Source organism: Fulvitalea axinellae (assembly GCF_036492835.1).
Taxonomy (GTDB): domain Bacteria; phylum Bacteroidota; class Bacteroidia; order Cytophagales; family Cyclobacteriaceae; genus Fulvitalea; species Fulvitalea axinellae.
In genome coordinates this window covers 285,625-309,754 of record NZ_AP025316.1, presented here as the reverse complement: position 1 = coordinate 309,754, position 24,130 = coordinate 285,625, and the positions used below count along the sequence as shown (strand labels likewise).

14 protein-coding genes are annotated in these 24,130 nt (G+C 48.7%); 3 read left to right on the top strand and 11 right to left on the bottom strand.

Annotation, left to right across the window (positions count from 1 at the left end; all coding sequences use genetic code 11):
- Positions 1–35 precede the first annotated feature (35 nt).
- From AABK39_RS21855 to AABK39_RS21820, 8 genes are read right to left on the bottom strand one after another with little or no spacing between them, the layout of a single operon-like run.
- The gene (locus AABK39_RS21855; RefSeq protein WP_338395123.1) at positions 36–1,595 is read right to left on the bottom strand and encodes a hypothetical protein; all 1,560 of its coding nucleotides are present in this window, start codon (positions 1,593–1,595) and stop codon (positions 36–38) included.
- 37 nt (positions 1,596–1,632) lie between these two features.
- Positions 1,633–3,201 carry a RagB/SusD family nutrient uptake outer membrane protein gene (locus AABK39_RS21850; protein ID WP_338395122.1) on the bottom strand — a complete coding sequence of 523 codons (1,569 nt, stop codon included), beginning with the start codon at positions 3,199–3,201 and terminating at the stop codon, positions 1,633–1,635.
- A gap of 19 nt (positions 3,202–3,220) precedes the next feature.
- Positions 3,221–6,373 carry a SusC/RagA family TonB-linked outer membrane protein gene (locus tag AABK39_RS21845; RefSeq protein WP_338395121.1) on the bottom strand — a complete coding sequence of 1,051 codons (3,153 nt, stop codon included), beginning with the start codon at positions 6,371–6,373 and terminating at the stop codon, positions 3,221–3,223.
- A 25-nt stretch (positions 6,374–6,398) separates the two neighbouring features.
- On the bottom strand, positions 6,399–7,841 hold the full coding sequence (locus AABK39_RS21840) for a fasciclin domain-containing protein (RefSeq protein ID WP_338395120.1): 1,443 nt from the start codon (positions 7,839–7,841) through the stop codon (positions 6,399–6,401).
- 33 nt (positions 7,842–7,874) lie between these two features.
- Entirely contained in the window at positions 7,875–9,389 is a 1,515-nt protein-coding gene (locus AABK39_RS21835; RefSeq protein WP_338395119.1) for a fasciclin domain-containing protein, read from the bottom strand.
- Between the two features lie 3 nt (positions 9,390–9,392).
- Positions 9,393–10,874: a RagB/SusD family nutrient uptake outer membrane protein gene (locus AABK39_RS21830; protein ID WP_338395118.1), complete on the bottom strand. Its 1,482-nt coding sequence runs from the start codon at positions 10,872–10,874 to the stop codon at positions 9,393–9,395.
- A 20-nt stretch (positions 10,875–10,894) separates the two neighbouring features.
- Positions 10,895–14,119, bottom strand: coding sequence for a SusC/RagA family TonB-linked outer membrane protein (locus AABK39_RS21825; RefSeq protein ID WP_338395117.1), 3,225 nt, complete (start codon positions 14,117–14,119; stop codon positions 10,895–10,897).
- Positions 14,120–14,129: 10 nt separating this feature from the next.
- Complete coding sequence (locus tag AABK39_RS21820) at positions 14,130–16,262, bottom strand: fasciclin domain-containing protein (RefSeq protein ID WP_338395116.1); 2,133 nt, start codon at positions 16,260–16,262, stop codon at positions 14,130–14,132.
- Between the two features lie 486 nt (positions 16,263–16,748).
- On the opposite strand from AABK39_RS21820, the gene AABK39_RS21815 reads away from it, so the two are divergent.
- Positions 16,749–17,603 carry a LicD family protein gene (locus tag AABK39_RS21815; RefSeq protein ID WP_338395115.1) on the top strand — a complete coding sequence of 285 codons (855 nt, stop codon included), beginning with the start codon at positions 16,749–16,751 and terminating at the stop codon, positions 17,601–17,603.
- Between the two features lie 68 nt (positions 17,604–17,671).
- On the opposite strand, the gene AABK39_RS21810 is transcribed toward AABK39_RS21815, so the two are convergent.
- The 3 genes from AABK39_RS21810 to aepX are packed head-to-tail and all read right to left on the bottom strand — an operon-like array spanning position 17,672 to position 21,207.
- Positions 17,672–18,781, bottom strand: a complete 1,110-nt coding sequence (locus AABK39_RS21810) for a phosphonoacetaldehyde reductase (RefSeq protein WP_338395114.1) — start codon at positions 18,779–18,781, stop codon at positions 17,672–17,674.
- A complete protein-coding gene (gene aepY / locus AABK39_RS21805) occupies positions 18,782–19,909 on the bottom strand; it encodes a phosphonopyruvate decarboxylase (RefSeq protein ID WP_338395113.1) in 1,128 nt (375 codons plus the stop codon).
- The gene (gene aepX, locus AABK39_RS21800; protein WP_338395112.1) at positions 19,906–21,207 is read right to left on the bottom strand and encodes a phosphoenolpyruvate mutase; all 1,302 of its coding nucleotides are present in this window, start codon (positions 21,205–21,207) and stop codon (positions 19,906–19,908) included. The genes aepY and aepX overlap by 4 nt, the downstream gene beginning before the upstream one ends.
- Positions 21,208–22,064: 857 nt before the next feature.
- Here aepX and AABK39_RS21795 point away from each other — a divergent pair.
- The gene (locus AABK39_RS21795; RefSeq protein ID WP_338395111.1) at positions 22,065–22,985 is read left to right on the top strand and encodes a ParA family protein; all 921 of its coding nucleotides are present in this window, start codon (positions 22,065–22,067) and stop codon (positions 22,983–22,985) included.
- Between the two features lie 13 nt (positions 22,986–22,998).
- A complete protein-coding gene (locus tag AABK39_RS21790; protein ID WP_338395110.1) occupies positions 22,999–24,018 on the top strand; it encodes a ParB N-terminal domain-containing protein in 1,020 nt (339 codons plus the stop codon).
- Positions 24,019–24,130: the final 112 nt, after the last annotated feature.

The following is a 24,130-nucleotide window of genomic DNA, read 5'->3' as shown; positions in this document are numbered from 1 at the left end:
CAGCCCAATTTACCGGCCTCTCCGATACACCAAACCTAATTTACAGGTATCTCTTCCTCTATCAATCCGCCACAGGCGCCGTCGGTATTGGCGTGGCAATGGCCACCCTCGTTTTCCCAAACTTTTACGCCTTCGTAAAGCGGGAAAATCTCCGACCAATTTGACAGCGCTCCGCCCTGACCGTTGTTCGACTTGTTGTTGACAAACTGGCAATCCCTGAAAATCGGGCTGTAATACGGGGCTCTCGCTCCGCCGTGTTTTTCGTTTCCTACGGCGCCAGCGCGACCGTTTGCCGTATTGCCCGCAAATTTGCAACGCTCGAAAAGGATTTTCATCTCGTCGCCACGCTTGCCTCCGCCCTGTACGTTAAGCACTGCGCCGGAATGGCCACGTGCGTGATTGTTCGTAAACAAACAATCTTCAAAAGTGGCGCTGGTGCTGAAAATAATCACCGCACCTCCATAACGTGACTCATTTTCACGGAAAACACAGTTTTTGACCACTACAGGGCGATCTGCGCTAAGAGCCACACCGTCACCGCCTTTTCCGTTTTGGAATATCAAGCCGTCGAACAATGTCGGATTTTCCAACGAACCCCGATTGGTCTTGATCATGTCATTTCCGCTTCCGCGAATATCACGTCCGTCGATTACGGTTTCGTTGGCTTTCGGGTCACGGTCGCTAAGCGTTGCGGCTCCGGACTCAAAACCACCGTAAAAGCGGATATTCTCCTGCCAAAGATTGGCGTGACCCGTTACGTAATAGGTTCCTTCGGCCATCCAGATCTCAAGATCGGGAGCCTTGATTTTGGAAATCGTGGAAGTGAATTCCGTAAAAGCGTCTTCCCAAGTGGTGCCGTCACCTTTTCCGTCGGCGTTTACGTCAATGTAAATGCGGTTTCCGGTGGTGAATTGCTTTACTTCCCCCTGACCGATAAACCTTTCGTTTATGGCCACCACTTTGTAGTTGTAAGTGGTATTCGGGTTGAGCGTAGGCATGGCTTCGATGGTTTTTCCGTCATCGGCCAAAGTAGCGGCGAAGTTTTGCTCCTCTTTGTCCTCTTCCCAAACCACAAACAGGTATTCCACGGAATTGGACTCGCCAGTGGATACCAACTCGCCTTTCATCAAGCCACCTTGATATGAGATTTTATCCACTCCCATGGTTTTCACCACCGGTTCGGTAATATTCTCATCCACAAGCGTGGAAAAAGACAGGATCTCGCCCTCAAGCTCCAATGTGCTTTCCAGCTTCACCACCGGCTTGTAGGCGTAGGTAGTCAGGGTCTTGAGTTCTTCCAGCGCCAGCGAGAATGTCTTGCCGTCTTCGGCCAATTCGCTGTCTATTTTTTTCAAAGAAGCCAAGTTGCCCTGTTCCCAATATGAGAAATACACTTTCTCGATATTCCCAATGCCTTTGGAAGTCACCTCGCCGGAAATAGTGGCCTTTGAGATGTCAACCGCCGAGGCTTCTTTGGTCGTGATTTCCCATTTGGGTTTCTTCACCTCTTCGTCCGGGCCGTCGTCTTTTGAGCAGGCGCCCAGCCAAGCCGAAAACCCCAGAAGCAACAATATGATATAAGCGTTCTTTTTCATAACACTCTGTTTCTCAATTTATAAAATACGGTCGCCCTCAATTGCCTTGGTTGGCATACATATCGAACGGCAAGTACCAGTTGTCCGAGTTGCGGAGCCTTTGCCTGAGAGCTTCGCCCTCGTCGCCCAACTGTTCGGCCACTCGCTTGGCCAAAAAGTCCGGATCGTTACGGCGGCGCGCCACCCGCATCAGATCGTACCAACGGCGCCCCTGAAAAGCCAGCTCCAAAGCGCGTTCCCTTACGATCACGTCTTCGATCACAAGCATGGAATCGAGTTGCGTGGCTTTGTCCAAGCCCGTGAATTTGAGCAAGTCGATATTCTCCAAGCCCACCCGGCCGCGTATACCGGCCGATTTATCTATTCCCGTCACGTTGTCGGCGTTGTTGTTCACCACGCCCAACGCGCGACGGTGCTCCCCGTTACGGTTCAAGGCTTCGGCCAACATCAGATGCACGTCTGAAGCGGTGTAAATAGTCACCTGAGCGTCAGACTCAAACGGCTTTTTGTCGAATTGGTATTTGCTCACTTCCGGATCGATATAGACTTTTTTGTCAGCGTCAAACTCCGAAGAGGTAAACGAACCTCCAAGACCTCTTTTCAGATCGCCCAAGCTTCCGTCTTTGCGTACCTGCGCTTTCCAGAGCTCGATTACCCTGTCAGTAGGCCGAAGCAGGTATTTGCCTTTTCCTTTCGATGAGAAATACATCTCCAAATCGTTCTGCTGCTTGTTCGATTTTCTGAAAGGAATATAGGAGAGCTTTTCCGAATAGTTGCTTGTGGATGTAGACCAGGTTTCCTCCCAATCGTCACCCGTAAAGCCTTCGCACTTCAGGTCGCTATTGTTTTGGCCTCCGCCAAAATTGACAATCGTATCGATAAACAGGTTTACGGCATCTCCGTAAGCGCCCAATTCCAGGGCGATTTCGCCCAAGAGGTTTTTTCTGTTTACGAACTGCTTACGCCAGAGCGTGCCCTCGAAGTTGCTGTAATTCAGGCTCTCCTGCTGTATGGCCCAGTTCATGCGTTCGGCCAGCCAGTTGAGCATCCGGGAGCGGTCGTACATTTCGTAGATTTCCTCGCCTTCGTACACTTGGTCAAGCTCGTGATTGGTCACGGGCACTTCCTTGTACATGCGGATCAACTGCAAATACGCCCAAGAACGAAGCGTGATCATCTCGGCCTTGTGGGCGTCGCGGACTACTTCGGTAAAGGCGGCGTCTTTTTTCATCACGCCGTCCATATTGGCGATCATGTCATTGCAGTTGCGGATGATATCGTAAAACCCTCTGGAATCCACAAAACGGTTCCCTTTGGTCACGGTCACTTTGTCCAGTTCCGAAAGATCGGCGTCGTAGTTTTCCGAAACTTGCAGAAGGTCGGCGCGCAGATCGCCCAAAATGATCGTCTGCTCCGCAACATTCCTAAGCTTGGAATAAGCGCCCAGAACGCCTGTCTGAATATCGAAAAGCGATTTGTACCGATCGTCCTTGTTTACGGCGTGCTCCTGTTCCGGCTCGAAGAAGTCCGAGCAGGAAGTAAGGAACGGCGCCGCGATCAGGGATAGCAGGCACGTTATGATCGTTATTTTAAAATTCTTTCTCATGTCCGTATCTCTTTTTCGATTACAAACCAATATTTACCCCGAAAATGAGCGAAGCGCTGAAGGGAACGCCTCCGTAGTCGGCGCCGAGGCGCATTACGTTTCCGCTTGGGCTTACGTCCGGCGTAGCGCCCAAATAGTCGGTAAGGGTCAGCAGGTTTTGACCTGAGGCAAAGACGTTTACGCTTTGGAATATTTTCTTGTTCGGCAAACGGAAATCGTAGCTTACGGTCAAATCGCGCAAGCGGGCAAAAGATCCGTCCTCAATCCAACGGTCGGAAAACGCAGCGTTGCCCATCGGGTCGCCGTAGGCCAGTCTCGGGATGTCCGTCTGCTGCCCTTCACGGCGCCAGCGGTTGGCCACAGCCTCGCTTTGGTTGCCCATGCCGGACATCGATTCCATCTTCATACGCGTGTAGTTAAACACGTCGTGGCCGTAGGCGAAATCCCAAAGCATCCGTACGCTGATCCTTTTGTGCCTGAAATTGGTCAGGAAAGAACCGAACATATCCGGAAGCGGAGATCCGATTGCGGTTTTGTCGCGGTCATCGATAATCTTGTCGCCATTTTGGTCCACAAAGCGGATATCGCCTCCGCGGAAAGATTCCTTTTTGAAATTCTTGAAACCGTCGGCGGCGGCTTGCTCGCTGGTAGTGTATACGCCGGCGGTCTGGAATCCGTAAAACGAGTTAACCGGACGGCCGACTTGCGTAAGTACTTGCCCGCCGTTGATATCCAACAACTGATACGGTTCTTTGCCCAAAACGCCCGTCTCGCTGATTTGAGTGGCTTTGTTATCGGCCAGAGAGGTTACTTTATTTTCGTATTTGGCAATGTTAAAACCGAAATCCACACTGGTTTCGCCACGGTCATAAGCGCGGACGTTCAGGCCTATTTCCCAGCCTTTGTTTTCCATCGCTCCGCCGTTCGAGGCGTAGAAAGTCTGGCCGTAAACCACCGGCAACAGCGCATAATTCACCATATCGGTGATTTCCGATTCGAAATAATCGGCAGAAACGCGGACCCTTTCGCCAAACAGGGAAATATCACCGCCAAAGTTGATTTGCTTATGGCTTTCCCACTGAAGATTCGGGTTAAAAACATTTCCCCGAACCAAGCCCGAAATATCGCTATACGGACTGGCTACATACAGATATCTAGATGCGTTCGGATCGATATCGTCATTGCCGGTAAGGCTGTAGCTTACCCTGAGTTTTGCGTCGTCGAGGTTTCTGATTTTATTCAAAAACGACTCCGACGACACTCTCCAAGCACCGGAAACGGCGTGGAAGACGCCTACCCTATTGTTTTGGCCAAATCGGGAAGATCCGTCCACAGATACCGAAGCCGAGAGGTAATATTTATCAAGGTAGGCGTAATTGCCTCTGGCAAAATATGACGCCCAGTTGTTCAGCAACTCTCCGCCCGACACGCTTCGGGTTTCGAATTTCTCGCTACGGCCGACGGTAGTGAATTCGTCGGAAGCGGAGTTCATATCCCGTCCCAAGTCATTTTCGAATTCGCTGGTTTTTACGCGAACGCCCGTTACCAAGCGTACCGAGTGCCTTTTGGCCAAGAGTTTCGAATAATCCAGACGGCCTTCTCCATAGTAAGAAAGATAACGGCGAACCAAGGCGTCCATAGAGTTAAGCGCCTCGCCCGAAACCTGCGGCACTACGCCAGTTTTCGGGATAAAGCGGTTGATCCGCCCTTTCATAAAGTCGATATTTCCGGAAACCACCACCCTAAATGCGTCGGTGATGGCGTAAGTGGCGTCCATACCGATAAACATGCGGTAGTTATCGTCGCTGATTTTTACGTTATCGACCAATGAGCGCGGGTTGCTGAACCCGAAGGCGTCCACAGGATCGTAATGCGGAAGCGCCACGCCGAAATCGCTCATCTTGAACGGCCCGGTAATCGGCGACTTGGCCATGGCTGCGGTAAACGGGTTCACCGTCGAATTCACGCCCTGGTCACGCATAGTGTTATTTGTATACGCAAAATTGATCCGAGGCCTTACCGTAAGTTTTTGCAAGAGCTTAAGGTCGGCGTTAAAGCGCAGATCGTAACGGTCGTAATCGGTGTTTTTGATTACGCCGTCTTTGCTAGTGTATCCGGCGGCGAGGGCGTAAGTGGCTACGTTGTCACCGCCTTCTACGCTAATGTTGAAGTTGTTGAACATTCCGCCCTGCAACACTTCGTCTTGCCAGTCGGTATCGTGGCTGTAGCGGTGTTTTTCCGCCAAAACAGCCTGATCCACCATAAACGGATATTTCTCCATTATCTCGGCATAAGTCAGGCCTTGGCTCTGAAGCTGTTCCAAGCCGTAGTTTTTGTATTGCGAAGCGTCCAACACAGGCATAGATTCAGGCTTAAACACCGTGCCGGTAGACAAGCCCACGTTTACGGAAGTTTTCGACAAATCCGGACGAAGCGTCTCGATCATGATCACTCCATTGGCGCCCATGGCTCCGTAGCCGGCCGTTCCGTCCTTGATTACGGTCACAGATTCCACATCGCGGGGGTTTATACCGCCCAGAGGATTGGAACGGTATCCGTCGATCGGGGAATCGTCGCCGAAGCGGGTTTCGTAGATATAACCGTCCACGATAATCAGCGGCGAAGAATTTCCGCTAATGGAAGCGAATCCGCGGATACTCATATCACCGCCCGCTCCGGGATGCCCGGAACGGCTACGCACCATTACGCCCGGCACCATGCCCTGAATGGCTTGGTCCAAGGTAATGTATCCCTGCTTTACGATATCCTTGCCGGAGATAACGGCCACTGCGTTGGCGAATCCCCTGAGAGGCTTGTCGCCGTCGAGCGTATGGACCTGCTCGCCCAAAACCGACTCGCCGATACGGAAAAGCGAAACGTCAACGGTCTCACGTCCGTAAACGTGTACCCTTTTGGTCTGATAATCCGCGAAAACGAATTCCAGCGCGGGCGATTTGGCCGGCACTTTTATCTCGTAAACACCTTCGGCGTTGGTTGTGCCTTCGGCCTGCGTGCCGGGCACCGTCACCTTAATGCCCTCCAAAGGCACCTTCGATCTGGCATCGAGCACCCGTCCCCTGACCGTTTGGCCGGCGTCCTGGGCCCAAGCCCCCGGCAAGCCGACCAACAAGGCCAAAGTAACGGATAAGAAAAAGTGTATATACTTGTTCATAACTATCTCATTATCATTAAAAAGATTACTCCGCTACGGGCACAAAGCTCACGTTGTCGAGCGTCATCATGTACTTATCCTCGAAGCGATCGACATCCGTAATGGTAAAGCGGATTTTCTTCGATCCGAATTCGTCAAAAGTCACAAAGCCCAACACATCGTTTCTCCAGTTTACACGCGGCTTATATTCCTTGTTGAGGATTTCGCCATCGACACGGATTTCGCAAGTCCCGCACTTTGTAGCCCACGGACGGGCCACTACGGCGTATTTTCCGGCCACCAAGCCTTCGATCGTGAATTCGAACCAAGCACCTTTTTCTTCCGAAACGATCTGCAAAGTCTGTTTACCGCCACTGCTAGGCGTTTCGATTCCCAAATCCACGGATGAGAACTCGGCCCTGTAATCCGAAAAGTATTCCACCTCGGCCTTTTGGACGGTCGTGATACTGTCGGTCATCAAAACCTGAACAGAAGAAGGGAAATACGTAATCCCGTTACTGTTTTGTTCCGATCTTTCGCCGAAATCCTGAACGCTTTGCACCAGTTTTCGCCCGTTGCTCAGGCGGATCGTGTCGCCGTCCTTGATCGTTCCGTATTCCATTACGCCAAGGGTCGACTCCAAAATGGTCTCGATAACGTATGGCTTTTTGTCTTCCTCAAAACCGGCGGGCAGGTTGATCTTGTCGCCGTAGTAGCGCTTGACCAAACCTTGGTAAGTGGCTTCCAAAGCTTCGTTGGAAAGGCAGAGGAAGGTAAAACGCTCGTCTTCGTCGGCGATCGAGCCCACCTGCTCAAAGTAATATTTCCGCTCGTTCCAAGCCGAGTCGTATACCGTACGGCCGAATTTGTCGGAGCCGATGGCCACGCTCCGCTCTTTGTCAAAAACCAGAGTGTCGCGCTCTATGGCGTATTTACGAAGGACCGAATACTCGTCGCCAAGTTTCGCAAGAGCCTCGTAAATGTTGTCGTTTGGCAACAATGGCGCTTCCAGTTCGTGTATAACCCCGTTTTTGCAGATAATATCCGGCTTGGTGACCTTGAGGTTATTATTGACTGTCAGTACGCCGGATTTTTTATTAAGCCTAACGTTTTTGATATATCTTGATTTCAGAAAAAGGTCTTCCTCACCGGCCACTGTATAAGCGTACAGCAAGTTCGGGCTGATGTGATAACGCAACGCTTTGCGCTGTTCGGCTTCCGGCAAAGATTTGAGCGCTTCCAAGCTTCCTTTCGCCGGAGCGAAAACCGTAAACGGGCTGGAGGCCATATCCAAGCTATCGGCCAGGTCGGCTTTTTCCAACAGCCCGGCAAATTCCCCGTATCCCGACGCCTTCAGCTGGGCCAAGACCGTCAGCTCTCCGCCCTCTGGCGTGGCTTCGTAGTGGTCTTCCCACTCCTTGGCGCAAGCCGACAGGAGCAACGGGACCGCCAAAGCCCAAACCAGTCTCGATAATTTATTTCTGTTCATGTTAATTCCTGTTTAAAAATGGAATACTCGCGGTCAGTCTTTCACCGGTTTGAAAATCACGGCGTCCCATTGCGTTACCGTACGGCCCGGAGTGATGATTACTTCGGCTTTGAACTTGTGCTTCTTCGTCTCGTCGAAGGTGAATACGCCCAAAGATTTTTCCTCATATCCGCCACCGTGGCAATCGATGTAGGTTGACTGCGGCACGCCGTCCACGTACATTTTCATAATGGTGCCGTCGCCGGCTTTGCCATAAGAGATAAACACCTCGTACTTGCCGGCGATAACCGGATCGGTTTCCACTTCGATAGAACAGCCAGAGGAAACGATCCAGAAAAAGTCGCGACCGCGATAACCGCCCCTGTTGGCTTCGTAAACGAACCAATCGAAACTGCCCTGAATGTCGAGAGAAGGCAGGTCTTTTGGGAAATAAACGTTACGGTGGTTCGACGGCTTGCGGAAAGGCTGCATGTCGCGGATTCCCTGAAGGTCGAACACGTATTCCACCGGATCCGGCTGATAAAACGGCATCACGTCGTTGAGATAGTGATAAACGCCGTTTTTAGCGGGAATATTGACTTTGTCCATATTCAGTCCGTTCGACGTCTCCACATCGTCCTCGCCCACCAGCGGATTGATTCTAATCTCGTTGGTGATCCTGACGTTGATCAACGCGTCGTTGAAAGTCGGGTACAGGTTACTGATAAAATCGGAAGAATAAACGGAGCCGGATACGCAGTGGTAATGCATAAACTTATACAAGCCGTTAGCTTTGTCTTTCATATTCGGCGTATCGCTGTAGCGGGCTTTCAATTCGTCAAATGAATTGATTCCGGCTTTCTTAAAAGTCTCGTCAGATTCCACCAAAACGGTCGCGTACATCTTCCGGCTTCCGGCCGTAATCTTTGTCAGCGTATCGCTAAGGCCTGTTTCGGCCAATGCCTGGGCGAAAATCCCCAAATCGGGATTCGCTTTGATAACATCATAAAGCGATTTGGTAACGGGTCTCAAAACCTCGTCCAGCGTGTGGACGAAACCATTCGAGCATTCCACGTCGCGCCCAACAATTTTGGACTGGTCGTTTACCATAATCGAACGTAATCCGCCTTCGCCGAACGAAGTGCTGAGACGGTCGCCCGAAGCGGTGGTATCGGCCAAAACGCCGTGTTCGAAGGCCGTGGTCGGATAACTGGTCGCCAAAGTATGGTAGCGGGCCACGAGTTTGGCCAAGTCTTTTTCCATATCATCCACCGACGAAATCCCCAATTCCTGAAGGAATTTGCCCATCGCCTTGTTCGTCGGGGCGAAGTGGGTATAGGTTCCGTATGCGTTCAGCGATCCCTCGATATCGGATTTCTCAATCACCTTTACCCAATCCGAATAGATGGAATCGTTTTGGTTCAGGAACTGTACGATAGTCAGCTCCTCGGAAGTGGTGAACTGTTCGTCCACGTCGTCGCTACAAGAGGCGAAAGCCCACATCGAAGCGAAAACGACGGCGAACGCACCCAGCTTCCGGAACAGTATGTTTCTTTCAATCATTTCCATGTTCTAGCGGGCCGTTTGTTCGTAATAAGGATTCTGCTTGAGGTTCTGGTTGTTCTCCACCTCTACTCTCGGCAATGGCCAATAGTAGCTCAAAGGGTCCGAAAGCTTACTTTTCCAGATCGGCAGTTGCGACGGCGATACGTTTTCGGTAAGGATTTCGATAAGGAGATCCTTGCGGGCGTACTCGTTTCGCTTGGCTACGCGAAGCATATCGAACCAACGTTTTCCCTCGAAAGCGAACTCGCGGGCGCGCTCTTCGAGCAGTTTGTCCTCCGCTTCGGCCTTATCCGTAGGGAGAATCAAGGCGCCAAGACCAGCGCGCTGGCGGACATTGTTGATCAGCCTTTGCGCTCCTAAGAAATCACCTGTCTGGATCAGGGCCTCGGCTTTGAGAAGGATAATGTCGGCCAGACGGTAAACGATCCAGTTGGCAAGTTCCTCATCCCCAACATTACGCACCCGAACCACACTTTCCTTTGCGGTGGTCAGGCCCATATATTTCCATATGTTTCCAGCGATCCCACCCGCTCCATCTCCGCGATAAGAGACTTCCTCACCGCGGATATCGGCTTGGTTAAACAATTTCTTCAAAGCAGATGACGCTTTGAAACGCGTATTCCCGACAGGCACTAGTGTCTTTTGGTATCTGAGCGTCTGCTGAGCGACCTCTCTATCGGTTTGGAGTTCATAGATTCCCTCGTTGGTATTTCCTTTGGCGAAAATGTCAAACCAACGCTCGCCCGGCAACAGGCCGTGGGCGGCGCGATTGAAAATCTTATCGCAATAAAGAATAGCCTTAGGGTAATTCTCGGCCCACATATATACATCGGCCAGCAATGCGCGAACGGCGGATTTTGTTCCTCGTCCCTTGTTCTCTTCCAGTTTGCCGTAGTCGTCGGAAATGATTTTTTCGGCTTTGGTCAAATCGTCAATAATCTGATTGACCACAGCCTGCTCGCTACTTTTCTCAAGATAAATATCCTGCTTGTCGGTATCGGAAGGCAAAAGAGGCATCGGCACTTCGCCGAAAGACCTGACCAAGTAGAAATAGCTCAGTGCGCGCAGAAAATACGCCTCGCCCATCAAGGCTCCAAGATCCTCGTCGGTAAGGGATTCGTCGTAGTCCTGTACCGTTGGTCCGTATTTAAGGACTGTATTTGCCCGGTTAATGGTCTTGTAGAAACCATCCCATTTGGCAAATTCGCTTTCGGGGAAAATCTCCAACCGCATCGCTTTCTGAGCGTCTTCGTCCGTCTCGGTAGTAGCCTCAAGCGCGTCGCCCCGGAGCTCTCCCCACTCGAACATTTTCGTTTGTTGGCGGGCCAATCCGCCGTATGCGGCAAAAACCGCCGACTCTATATCCTCTTTAGACTTCCAGTAGTCTTCGAGGACAATGTCGTTCTCCGGCCCGATTTCCAGCCAACTGGTGCACGAAGCTCCCAAAAGCATGGCCAAGGCCAGAAACATATATTTGGTTTTTCTCATCGTTACCTGATTTTAGCCTGTTAAAAAGTCACGTTTACGCCCATCCGTACCGAACGTCCGCGAGGTGTCCGGGCGTTGTCGTAAATCGGCGCGGCCGGATCGCCTCCCCTGCCCACTTCCGGATCCTGTCCGGTATAATCGGTAAACACCATCAGGTTATAGGCCGTAACGTTGAATCGCATAGACGTTACGCCGATACGCTTCAGGAGCTTTCTGTCCAAGGTATAGGTCAGTGTCACGTTCTGCCAACGCAAGAAGCTGGCTTTTTCCACAAAACGATCGGAGCCTAACCAGTTGTAACCGGCGTTGTACATGGCGCGCGGGATGTCGGTATCATCGCCCGGGCCACGCCAGCGTCTCATTACCGAAGCCGCCTGGTTGTCGCGGGTGTACATGTTCTCCAATCCCATCCGGGCCGAGTTGATCACGTCCTGTCCTATACGGTAGTTGAAAAACGAGCTAAGCGAAAGCCCTTTGTAAAATACCCTGACGCTGAAACCGCCAGTCACGTCCGGCTCGGAATTGCCGAGATAAACGACGTCGAGCTCGTCGATCACGCCGTCCTTGTTGACGTCTTCGTACATGGCGTCGCCACCGCGGAAGATGTAATTCGACTTGCCCATAATCATTTTCTTGGGCTTGCCTGTAGACAAATCGGGAATCACTTCGCCGTTCTTGTCTCGGGCAACGGCGTCTTCGTCCGTCTTGTACACGCCTTTATATCGGTAGCCGTAGAATGAACCGAGCGGATCTCCCAACACCAAGCTGGTAGCATACTCCCCGTTCTTATACACATCGCCTTTTTTGAGCGTGGCGTTTTCCGGCAGGGATTCGATTACATTGATGTTTTTGGCAATATTAAACATCAAATCCACTTTGAGGTCCTTGCGTTTGTAAACCGTTCCGTCGATGGCAAGCTCCACTCCTTTGTTCGTCAAGGCTCCCCAGTTTTGGGTCGTTGAGGTAAATCCCGAGGCTGTCGGAATCGCCAGACCGTTGAAGATCATGTCGGTGGTTCTTTTCTTATAAAAGTCCATCGTGATGTTCAAGCGATTTTCGAAAGCGTGGAAATCGTAACCGATATTGTACTGGGTAGTGCGTGACCACTGAAGGTTGGTGATTTTGGTGTTGGCAGGAAAAATACCGCCTCTGCCCAGATAGTTGTCACCGGCCTTGTAACGGCTGTAGTGAAGGAAAGCGTCGCGAGGCTCGCCACCGTTCACCCCGAAACTACCCCTGATTTTGAATTCGTTTATCCATTGGGCCTTATCACGCAAAAACGGTTCGGAAGTAACCCTCCAGCCCAAAGAGGCGAAAGGAAAGGCTCCCCAGCGGTTGTCGCTGCCGAATTTGGAACTGGCGTCGAGCCTGAAACCGGCTTGGGTGATATAGCGGTCGTCGTATTTGTAAGAAAACTGCGTGAGTCCGCCTAATCCACGGCCACGGCCGGTGTAGTTGGAAACGCCGGATAAACGTCCCGCTCCGGAAGGGTCGGTCAGAAGTCCGGACGGCGTATTGGAAACGCTAGAGGCGTAACCCGCATCGCGGAACTCGCTGGTTTGCCACTGACCCATCACCAACAACTCATGCTTGTCTCCGATTTGGGGCGTATAGATGAGTTTGGAGAATGTCTGCACATCATAAATCTCCTTGTCAAGCTCAGACCCTTTGTTTACGCCACTAAAAGTCCAGTCCCTTCCTGTCGCTGATTTCGGAAGAAAATCCGTCAACTTTTGCGAGTAGGCAGAGAAAGAAAGCGTTCCTTCGAAGTAAAGACTTGTCAGGATATTATAACGCAAACGGAAGTTGGTGCCAAGACGGTTTTCGGTCTTATTCTTCCAAGCGTCGTTGATCTGGGCCACCGGGTTATACAGGCCTTGATATGTAGTAAACGGATCTGGCGTAAAGTATTTGCCTGTGCGGTTACCCTCTTCGTCATATTCCCAAATACTCTCGTTCGGCATTTTCCGATAAGCGATATCCCTTTCGTTCGGAGTATTATTTTTTTCCGAATCGTAAGTCATGTCACGGTCGGAGCGCACATATGAAAAGTCCGTCGAGATTTTCAGTTTTGTGGTTACCTCATAGTCCAAGTTGGCTCTGGCCGAAACACGTTTGAACCCGGTGTTTTTTGTCGTACCGCCATCGTCAAGATAACCGACGCCCAAACGATAACGGGCTTTGTCGCCACCGCCCGAAAGGGATAGGTTGTGCTCAGACTTTAGTCCTGTCCTTGTAATCGCACCCAGCCAATCGGTTTCTTGGGCGTAGTTATGGTATTCGCTCCAAGTAGGATCATAGTTCAGCTCTTTGAAATTATTGCCGAACTTCATGTTTCCGTTAACGTTGAAGGCGGCTTCCTTTTGCAGAGTCGTATAGTTTACGCCACTAAGCGTAGGGATAGGATCAGGCTGATCCGTGATACCGTAATTGAAATTATACGACAAAGTGGGCCTGGCTTTACGACCACGCTTGGTGGTAATCATAATCACGCCATTGGCCGCATTGGAGCCCCAAATAGCGGCGGAGGCGGCGTCTTTCAGGATTTCGATCGAGGCGATATCACTCGGAGCGATTGCCAACAAGGCGCCGTAGCCTTGGTCGTCAGCGACGGTAAAGTCAAAGTCCGAAGGAATCTCGGCGCGGAACGGTACGCCATCGACTACGATCATCGGTTCGGCGTTGCCGGTAATGGTGGACGTACCGCGAATACGGATACGCATACCCGAGCCCGGGTCGCCACTCACTGCCGAAATATCCACGTTACTGATTCGGCCCTGGAGCATCTCGTCAACCGAAGGCGCCATGATGGCGTCCAGATCTTTGATATCGACTTTTTTGGAAACGGAAACCCGGTCGCGTACAGCGATAAATCCGTCGGAGGAATAGCGTTCCCCCGTCACCTCTACCGTTTCCAGCTTTGAGATGTCTTCCTCAAGCCTTACCTCAAACTTGTCTTTGTCAATAGGCAAAGTCACGGTTTTGTAACCGATATACGAGAACTTGAGCTTTGAGGCGGAGCTTTTCACTTTCATCATGAAAAAGCCGTTGAGGTCGGTTACCTGTCCCTGTACGGAACGGTCGTTCTCCCCCACTTCAATTACCGTCACCCCGATCAGGGTCTCGCCCGTTTCGGCGTCCCGGAGTGTGCCCTGGACCAGCCGGCCACCGTCTTGCGCCCAAGCTTGGTTCCAGAATATATGCCCCGTCAGGAACAGGGTCAATAGGAATAAATATCTTTTCATAAAGGAAAAATTATTTGCTCAACAAGATTTTGTCGATCAAATGCACGGCGATGCCTTGCGAGATGACGTTACTGTTGTCGGAGTCGGCGATGGTGGACACGTTGCCCGCTCCGTCGGTGACGCTAAGCGCTCCGTGGGCGTCGCTGACAATCCTAAGCTTGTGAAAAAACCTGTTGTTGGCCGTAGTCTTCTCTTTATCGACACGCATGGTCTGAAACTCGCCGTCGATGGATCTGTCGGCGTAAACCTGCTTGCCCTGTACGAAAAAGTAGCGGAGAAACTCTTCGAGATCCACTCGATTGTCGGGCAAATCATATGCGTCAAGAGCTTCCTGCGTAGGTACCAGAACAGTGAAATTGCCCGAAGCCAACAACGGTATGGAAGTGCCGACCACCATGCCCGCCTTGCGGAGTACGTTGCCGAAATGCTCATAGGGTCCGCCGGGTTCAAGCAACAGTTGCGTTATTGATTTCTGGGCGGGCAAGAGCACTTGGTCCACGGCGTAAACGGTTCCGTTCTCAGCCTTTCTGGTTCCCGAAATCCGGTTCGAGATCGTAACGCCCTGCTCCTGGCTTCCTCCCGAAATCACATTGAAGGTGTGCGATCCGGTAGGCACCAATCCCAAGTAGTTTTGCCCGTCGATAGAGCTTTCGTAAATAACCCTATCCACCTTCTCGATTTCTTTGGAGATAAAATGAAGTTCCAAGATATCCTTGAGCTGAGTAGAGTTGAGCCTTACGTCTTCCCCACTTACCGGATGTTTGATGAAAAATACCTTTCTGGCCTCGTCATAACGGATTCCGGCTTTCTCGAAAGCGTCATTGTCAGGAGCCAGGAACGTATACTCGTGGGTAGGGTCACTGACAAGAATCTGCAGGTCGGTAGAAGCCATCATCTTGAGCAAGACGGAATAATCGGGATTAAAGAACAAGTCGCCGATCACCGATGAAAAAGCGTTGGGCTGGATTACCTTTTTCATTCCGTAGAATGGGCCGTTGTTGGTCCATCGAGCCATAAACACGTCGGTCTTGGGCACCTTGACGTTGTCGCCGTTATTAGTGGAAAATCCCCCTTCCATATCCGATGGAAGAATACCGATACTTCGACGAGCGCCTACCAGATGGGCGTTGAGCAACGTACGAATGGCTTCGTCGGGAATATCCTCAACGGAGCCGTAGAACTTCAGGAATGTCTCATTCAGGTACGCCTGCAACACGTCATTCTTGGGAACAAAGGCCGTATGGTTAAACTTCACACCGCCCGGCACGTCAATACCGAACTGGAAAACGCCGTCCAATTCGTCATGCGCAAACGAGATGATGCCCTCATGCTTTTTGTTGAAAAGCGAATCTATATCGCCGGTGTTGTCCTTGTTGGCTTCCTGCGTCGCTTGGTAGTTGTACTGGTATTCCAGAAATCGGTCCGTGAGTTCCTTGAACAGGCTAAACTGATCATCATTATAAATCACATCTCCGATAGTCGGCAACGGGTCTAAAACGTGGTCCACCTCATGGATAATACCGTTCAGGGCGCCTTGGTCCAAACCCGTTATAGCGGCGTTGGCCACGTTGAATGTGGTGTATTCGGTATCGGGATAGAAGAAGTTATAATCGCCGGGCTCAAGGAAGAATTCCGGATTGAAGAACGGCAAGAACTTACGCCCTTTCCAAACGGTGTATTCTTTCTCTTCGAAAGTCTCCACCACCGGAGGCTTATAGCAAAGCGTAGGTTTTTTCGGCGTAATTATATGTTCCTTCGGATCGTCCGGCGACACAAGGCCAGAAAGTCCCTGTTCCAAAATCACCCTCCAGCTATAAGCGTTCGAGAGGATATGGTGCTGAACCAGGCTCTTGAGCTCGGCTTCCGGAATATCGTCTACGGAACCGTAGCCTTTCTCCTTCAGGAAAGCGTCAAAGGCTTCGTCCGTAGGAGCGAATAACGTATAGGAACTCGCCGAAAGCGGTTTTTCATAACCCGATCTCTTCAGCGCCTTGAGCATATGGGAGAAATTCCCTTTGGTCTCAAGTACCTGAACGATGTTTCCCTTCAGGTCATCGGGGACGTCATAATAGTCGTCCTCATCGCAACTCGACACGACAAGGAGTCCGATTATGAGCAATAAAAAGTAGTTGTTTTTAATCATAGAAATAGGTTTATCATTAAAAAAACGGTGTCGATAAAAGCCCAAAGTCGCTTCGTCCTACTTCAAAAAAGACATAGGAATACCGCTCAGCCTTTTTATAAAGGCGACGATACTTGTCACAAAAACAATCGAAACGCTTGGAAAAACGTCATCTCCCGCAAGCGGAAAGATCAACGCCAGATGCTATTTTCTGAAAAACTTAAAAACGGTATAGCCATAAAACACTAACTGCAAACAAGACAATTTCCTTGTCTGTTAAGCATTCTAACAACTAGTGGAGCTAAAGGAGCAAATGCCGCCAATGGACGAGAAAAATTTTTCATTCTTTCGAAAAATGGTCTCCTGACCATCAGAAGAGATTTTTAACTATGTATTTTATCACGCAAAGCTTTCGGAATTTTCCCTCTCCCACACCTTATTGCTATATTGCACCCTTATCCTGTACGCCATATTTTATTTACGTCTCACCGGCAAACAATTCTACGAATGGCCAAAGACTATAAAAAGATATTCCCAGATACAAGAAACGAAGGGAATACAGAATTGGAGAAACTCCAATCCACATTAACTCGAATGCTGTGCATCTTTGATGATGTATGCAAAGAGCATAACCTTACCTATTGGCTCGACTGTGGTACTCTTCTGGGGGCAGTTCGCCACAAAGGCTTTATACCTTGGGATGATGACGTTGACCTAGCAATGCCTCGCAAAGACTACGAGCGACTTAAAGAGATCGCCGATGATGTTTTGCCTAAAGAAATATATTTCCAAACTAATAAGCGTGATACCGCTTATCGCTATTATTGGGCCAAGCTCCGTGATCGGAAAAGCATTGCGATGGAACGCTGGGAGCGCAATAACGAAGGGAAATACCATATGGGAATCATGATTGATATTTTCCCCTATGATTATATCAAGCATCCTAAAAGTTACTTCTTCTTTAAGAATTGGTTTGTGTGCCAATTTAAGAATAAGACTTTCAATTTCCTGATGAGAATCATCCGTGGAATTCTTGTCTTTAGCTTTAGGAAAAAAAATGTAATCAAGTTTGCCAATTGGTTTTACGGCAGGAATAAGGATACCAAATACTTTGGAAAAGGCTATGACAGCCCCTTCCGATCTGTTTATGAAGTCCAGGATATTTTACCTGTTAAGAAAATTCCATTCGGGAAATATGAATTTTGTGTTCCGAACAACACTAATAAATACCTCACTTCACTGTATGGAGATTATATGACGCCACCGTCAATCGAAGAGCAAAAGTCAAGTGCGCACTTCCTGAAATTCGATGTAAATAAACCTTGTCTCTTCGAAGAGAAGCTTCGAAAGGAAGGAAAATAATCGCATCAGCTCATCTAAAAAAGTCCTCTCTATAAAAGTGTATACGCTCTTATAGAGAGGACTTTTTTTCATCCCCCTCTTTCTAGACATACCCGCAACAATTCTCGAAAGTCAACCTTTCTCGGATTATTCTTAGCCCGTTGCGCATTCACCCCCCGCAACAGGAGGTTTTGGTCTACTTCCCCTTCTTTCAAGGTTAGGCCAAGATATCTCTTAACGTTTTCCAACCAATCCTTTAACCCCGCCACAGACTCGCACCCAAGGATATTGACCATCCGGTCAATCTTAGCCTTAACATAGCCGACTCCTCGAGGGTCGTTCAGCGAAGTTTCAGCCACCTCGTAATTATACGGGACCAATTCGGGTAATATCAAAGCCACGGCATGCCCGTGAGGGTACCCATAATGGATCGAGAAAGGATAGGACATCGCATGGGCCGCCGTTGTCTTGGTTATGTTGATCGCTTTCCCCGCCAAAAAAGACGCTTTCGAAACCAAGTCTTTGGAATCGTTCGAATTATTCCGAACAGCCAAAACCAGATTATCACGCAAAAGCCTCATCGACTCCTCGGAATATTGGTCCGACTCCTCGGTGGAATTGACATTCCAAAACGCTTCCATTGCCTGGGAAAGCGCGTCGAAACCGGCACAAGCCCCCAAATATTCCGGGGCATTATAAGAAAGCTCCGAATCCACGATAGCCACCTCCGGCAACATTTTCTCATTTGCCACAGAGTACTTAACGCCGTTTTTGTAGACGACCGCAAAGTGTGTCGCTTCGCTACCAGTGCCTGCGGTAGTGGGGATGGCGACTAAAGGGAGTCTAGTGCCTTCCTTATATTCGCCACCAACAATATCCCCTTCGCTTCCCGCAAAAAAACTGATCATCTTAGCAACGTCAATCACGCTTCCGCCTCCTATTGCCACCACCAAATCATATTCACCCAGGCCCAGTATAGCCAACCCTTTTTCAATATCCTCGATTTTAGGATTGGTCTCAAAATCAGAAAAACGGCGTACGTTATACTTTGATAGTATTGCGTCTAGCTTGGCCTTTGCGCCTGAGACCTCAAATGATTTTTGCCCAGTCACCAAAAAAATGTTCTTAGGCGAATACCTGTCAAGGTACTCGCCCAAAAACCTGATGGCTCCTCGTTCAACTACACTTATTTGCTCCATCTACCGAATAAACTTCATGAAAAGATCCTTATTCTCCTTTGGGGAGCTCGTAGGTCTTCCCAAGTCCTTACGCGAATCGATTTTCACTTTTATCTCAATCAGTACCGGACCCGCAATATCCCCACTCTCTTCCAAAGCCTCTACCAATTCCGTCTCTGTCTCTACCGAGAAAGCCCTCTTGTAGCAGGACGCTAAAGCCATTTCCGGAATACTAATCTCAAACCCAACGGTGGGTTGTCCACCTACCGACTCATGGGCTCCGTTATTAAAAACAATATGCCTGTAATTGCTAGGGGAAAGGGAGCCAACAGTCGCCATGTTTCCGGCGTGCATAATCACCGCTCCGTCACCGTCAAAACAGTACACCGCGCGTTCCGGTTTTTCCAAGGCAATACCCAACGCGATGGCCGAGCAATGCCCCATTGACCCGACCGTCAGGAAATCCTTCTCGTGGCCTTGTCCTAAAGCCTCCCTGTATTCGAATAATTCACGAGACAATTTACCCGTTGTGGAAACAACAACATCGTCAGGTGACAACCTGTCTACGACTAGCTTCATCGCGGACTCCCGGCTCATGGATAACGCACACGCCTCCTCCAAGCTTTTCAGCTTGTAATCGGAAAAAGTAGATTTTTTGATTACGAGCGCATGAGGGATTCCTGTCGCTTTAATGGAATCAACCAATTCCGAGATTTGAATCTCCGCCTTTGAAGAGTCTTGTTCCAAAACCTTATAAGGCACCCCCATCGCATCAAGGAGGTCAAGCGTGACTTTACCTTGTTTTACGTGTTGGGGCTCATCCTTACCCCCTGGCTCCCCTCTCCAACCTACCATCAATAGCATCGGAATCTTGTAGACATCCTCGTCAGCTAAAGAAAGTAAAGGGTTCACGGTGTTTCCCAACCCCGAATTTTGCAGATAAACCATCGGGATATTACCGGTAGCCATATGGTAGCCCGCCGCAAGCGCCACCGAAGCCCCCTCATTTGCCGCAATAATGTTCCGCTCCGGTACGGTATGGTCCTTTATGTAAGCGCAAATATTCTTAAGTAACGAATCTGGGACCCCGGTAAAAAACTCTACCCCCTGATTTAGGAGGCAGTTATAAAAAGACGCTACATTTATCATTTTGTGCCAGGTATTAGTTCCAATATTTCCTTAATGGGCATACATTGATCATTGGCTTCGTAAGAACGGCCATTTAGCAGTATCGATTTCGCCACATTTAACATTGCGGGATAAGCCGCCCGTAACATATGGTTTGCGTATATCACAACATTTACGCCCCATTCCTCGAACTCCGACTCTGGGATATGGTTAAATGTGGACGGCACAACCACTATCGGGGTATTTGGATCAACCTTCCTGAATCGTTTACAAAATTCTTTTATGTCCATCCCCGACTTTTCTTTACTGTGAATCATCACTCCGTCCGCTCCGGCTTTGACATACGCGTCGGCCCGCTCCAAGGCGTCATCCACAGTCTTACCCAAGATCAAACTCTCGATGCGGGCAATAACCATAAAATCTGCTGTAACCTGAGCCATCTTGCCGGCCCTGATCTTGGCGCAGAAACTGTCAATCGAATCCTGTACTTGCGGTACTTCGGTCCCAAACAGAGAGTTCTTCTTCAAGCCTGTCTTATCCTCAATTACAATGGCAGACACACCATGTCTTTCAAGGGTTCTTACGGTAAACACAAAATGTTCTACTTTCCCACCTGTATCGCCGTCGTAAATCACCGGCTTGGTCGTGCACTCAAACGTATCATTAAGGCCATGCATTCTGGTTGTGGTGTCAACGGCCTCTATATCTGGCTTTCCCTTGGATGTCGAATCCGTAAGGCTACTGGACCACATACCGTCAAACTCGATATCCTTACCATTTACGTTAATCTTGGCATTTTCAGCTATAAGTCCCGTAAGCCCACTATGGGACTCGAGAATCCTCACGATAGGTTTCGCCTGAATGAGCCTGCGTAACCTTTTCATTCTTATCTCAGGGGTTGTTCCGATTGATTTCACTTTTTCGTTCAATCTAGTAGACGAGATTCCTTTAGTATAAGGAATATCTACAACTTTCCCTCCCCACTTTGAGATGGTATCAACAACTCTTTGTCTTGTTTCCTTCTGGACGCCTTCCTTCCAGTCATCGCCATGAACAACAAAATCAGGCTTTTCCAGCTCTAAATTCGGCACATAGTCCAAAGTGGTTTGAGGTATTACTTTCTCAACACCCTTCAGATTTTCAACAATCATCCTTCGTTGCTCAAAATCAAGGTACGGGAGACGCTTATAACTTGCGATAGCTTCGTCGGTTAAGACTCCTACGGTAACAACACCTAACCTTGAGGCTTCTTTAATTATATTCAGGTGACCGGGATGGATAATGTCGGCAGACATTCCCACGTAAACTGTTTTTTTCATCTTTTATTGATTTCTCGATATGTTGGAAGACCAACTGGCTCAAGTATTTATTGTCTATTGAATAGAAAGGACTTATTGGTTTAAATTACGGGTTCTCATAATTTAAACTAGTACCATGCGCCTCGGGGTTATACAAACCTCATCATATGGAGCTTTTTTTAAAATACGAAACACAAAGGTAACTTCTGTAGATCCTTAAAAAAAGTCAGAACCCAACTTATTAATCTTCTATAAATCAATCACTATTTACCCAAATAGAAGACGGAAAATCAGCAAATAAACGATTGAATTTTAAGGCCTGATTATCACAATCAAATGAGGAAGACTGAACTACAAACTATATTTGACAATGCTCATACTCGGCAATTCCCTCTTCAGAAAACCCTATATAATCAAAGTCTCAAAATGAGACTTTGATTATCCGGCCTTTTCGTTTATCCTCAATTATTGAAAAACCCGTAATTCGACCAGAAATATTTCAATCCTAAACACAATCAAGGTAATCTAGAGTCAAATGAGCGTTCCTTAACTGGTATCTAAATCGTCAATCATAGCAACAGAATATCACTTTTAGCCTAACAAATCAATTTTCACAACCCAAATCACACAAAGTCTAACCTATTAGACTTTCATTCTAAAATAACCCCTAATACACTTGTCAATTGAATAAACAAGCCATAACTTTAAGACATCATAACAATAGAACAGGATATTTGCGGACAATCGCTCTTTTGCACGACTTTTCCCCTACGGTCAATTTATCCGCAACCTGAAAATTCGCCCAAATTCAGCGTAGCCAATATTTTTTGAGCACCGCGGTATTCAGGGCACAAGCCTTATCTTAACCGTTTCGTGACATGATCAGCAACAACGACATCATTGAGTTTTTCAAGGAAAACGACGCAATCTCAGCTTCAGTGATTGAGAAAAAAGCAGGGCTTTCTCACTCTACCATTTCCAAAGCCCTTAACGGCACTCGCAAGCTGAACAAGGACCATATCCGCAAACTCTTGCCGGTTCTCAAGCAACTTGGCTTTGACAAGGAGGCTTACCTCTGCAGAACTTTGGCTATAGTCAACAACAAAGGAGGGGTTTCAAAAACGACTACTGTACATTCTCTTGGGATTCGCCTCGCCGAATTGGGTTTTAAGACACTGATGATTGATTTGGATAATCAGTCCAACCTGACAGCTAACTGTGGCGTTGAGGACTCGGCCTTCCATATCCTGAGCCCTGGCATGCACCCGATAGACATTCAGGACAACTTACAGTTGATTCCATGTAACATGGAACTTGACGAAGCCCAAGAGGAATTAGTCGGTGAATATGACCAGTGGACACGCGTCCGTGACATCCTTCGCCCGTACAAAGAAACCTATGATTTCATATTGCTGGACACCGCCCCTAGTCTCGGTATCTTTACCGGTAATGCAGTCATCGCTTCGGATGAGGTCTTGATTCCTACCCAAGCCCAGAAAAACTCAGTAGAAGGCCTCAACAAGGTTTTCCGTCTGGTGGAAAGTGTAGGCGAAAAATTCGATCACAAGCCGAGAGTCGGCGGCATCCTGATCACTCAGTACCAAAACACAAGCGTACAAAAAATGTACGCCGAAATCCTTCGTGAACGCTACGGAGAATTACTGTTCGATGCTTCGATTCCGTTACTCACCGCAGTACAACAAGCGGTGGCCATGAACGTAAGCATTTTCGAAATGGATCGGAAAAACGCGGCCGTAAAGGCGTATCTAGAACTTACTGACGAATTATTGGAAGACTAAACGGTAGAGTACTATGGCGATGAAATTCAACAAAAGCAAAGTAAAGACGAAACAACAAAACAACTTCGTCAACGCCGTGGGCATGTCCGGAGGAAGACGTTTCACGGCTGAAAACACCCACTTCGTTATTCTTCCCGAACTTCAGGACCTTCTGCCTAGACTTTCAAAACAAGAGAAGCGGAAACTCGAAGATAACGTAGTAAGAGAAGGCATCATCGATCCGTTGAGTGTTTGGAAACGGCCAAAAGAGGCCCCGGTACTTCTCGACGGTCACAACCGTTTCGAGATTGCTCAACGACACGGGCTGGATTTCCCCGTAAAAGAGCTGGAGTTCGACGGCGTCGATTCTGTAAAGCGCTATATGATCGACTTGCAAATGGGCAAGCGAAATCTTGTGAAGTGGCAAGTAAGTTTCTTTAGAGGATTAAAATATGCTGGCCTGAAAAACGGAGCGGGAGGGGAGCGCGCCGGTGCCGGAAGAAAATCAAAGTCTCAAAATGAGACTTTGAATAATGAGACGACAACAGAATCAAAGTCTCATTTTGAGACTTTGAATAACGACGGAGATTTACTCACCAGAACCGCTTCAGAATTTGGCGTAAGCCGAGCCACACTGAATCGCGATTACCATTTCTACTTGGGTGTCGAGACCCTTCCCGAAGGACTCAAAGAAATGTTCAAAGCCAGAAAGGTAAAGCTCGCTAAGCAATTTGTAGAAGCTATCGGGCAGGATAGCCAAAAGAAAGAACCGTCGATAACTGATGTGAAAAGTTTTCTCTCCGGAAAAATCACTATCGAAGAAGATAACGCCGAAGAATCTGATCGTGAATGGTTAGCTGAATTTCAAGATGGCGTGACTTCAGAGAAAAAAGCAAAACCGTATAAACAAATACGCCCTTCAAGTTTCCTAAAGTCCGAGCAACGCAAGGTTGAAAAAATGTTGGAATTCGAAAGCGGGAAAAATCTGAATAAGATTAAGGACGTTTACCTTTTGATGGCAAAAATGATCGAAGATCATATTCAGGACGAATAAAACAAGCATTTTCCGTTTCTGAATATCTTTATATTAAAAAGGCCAAATGATATTAATATCATTTGGCCTTTTTCGTCTACACGGCTAGACTGTTCTTTATCGGATACCTCCT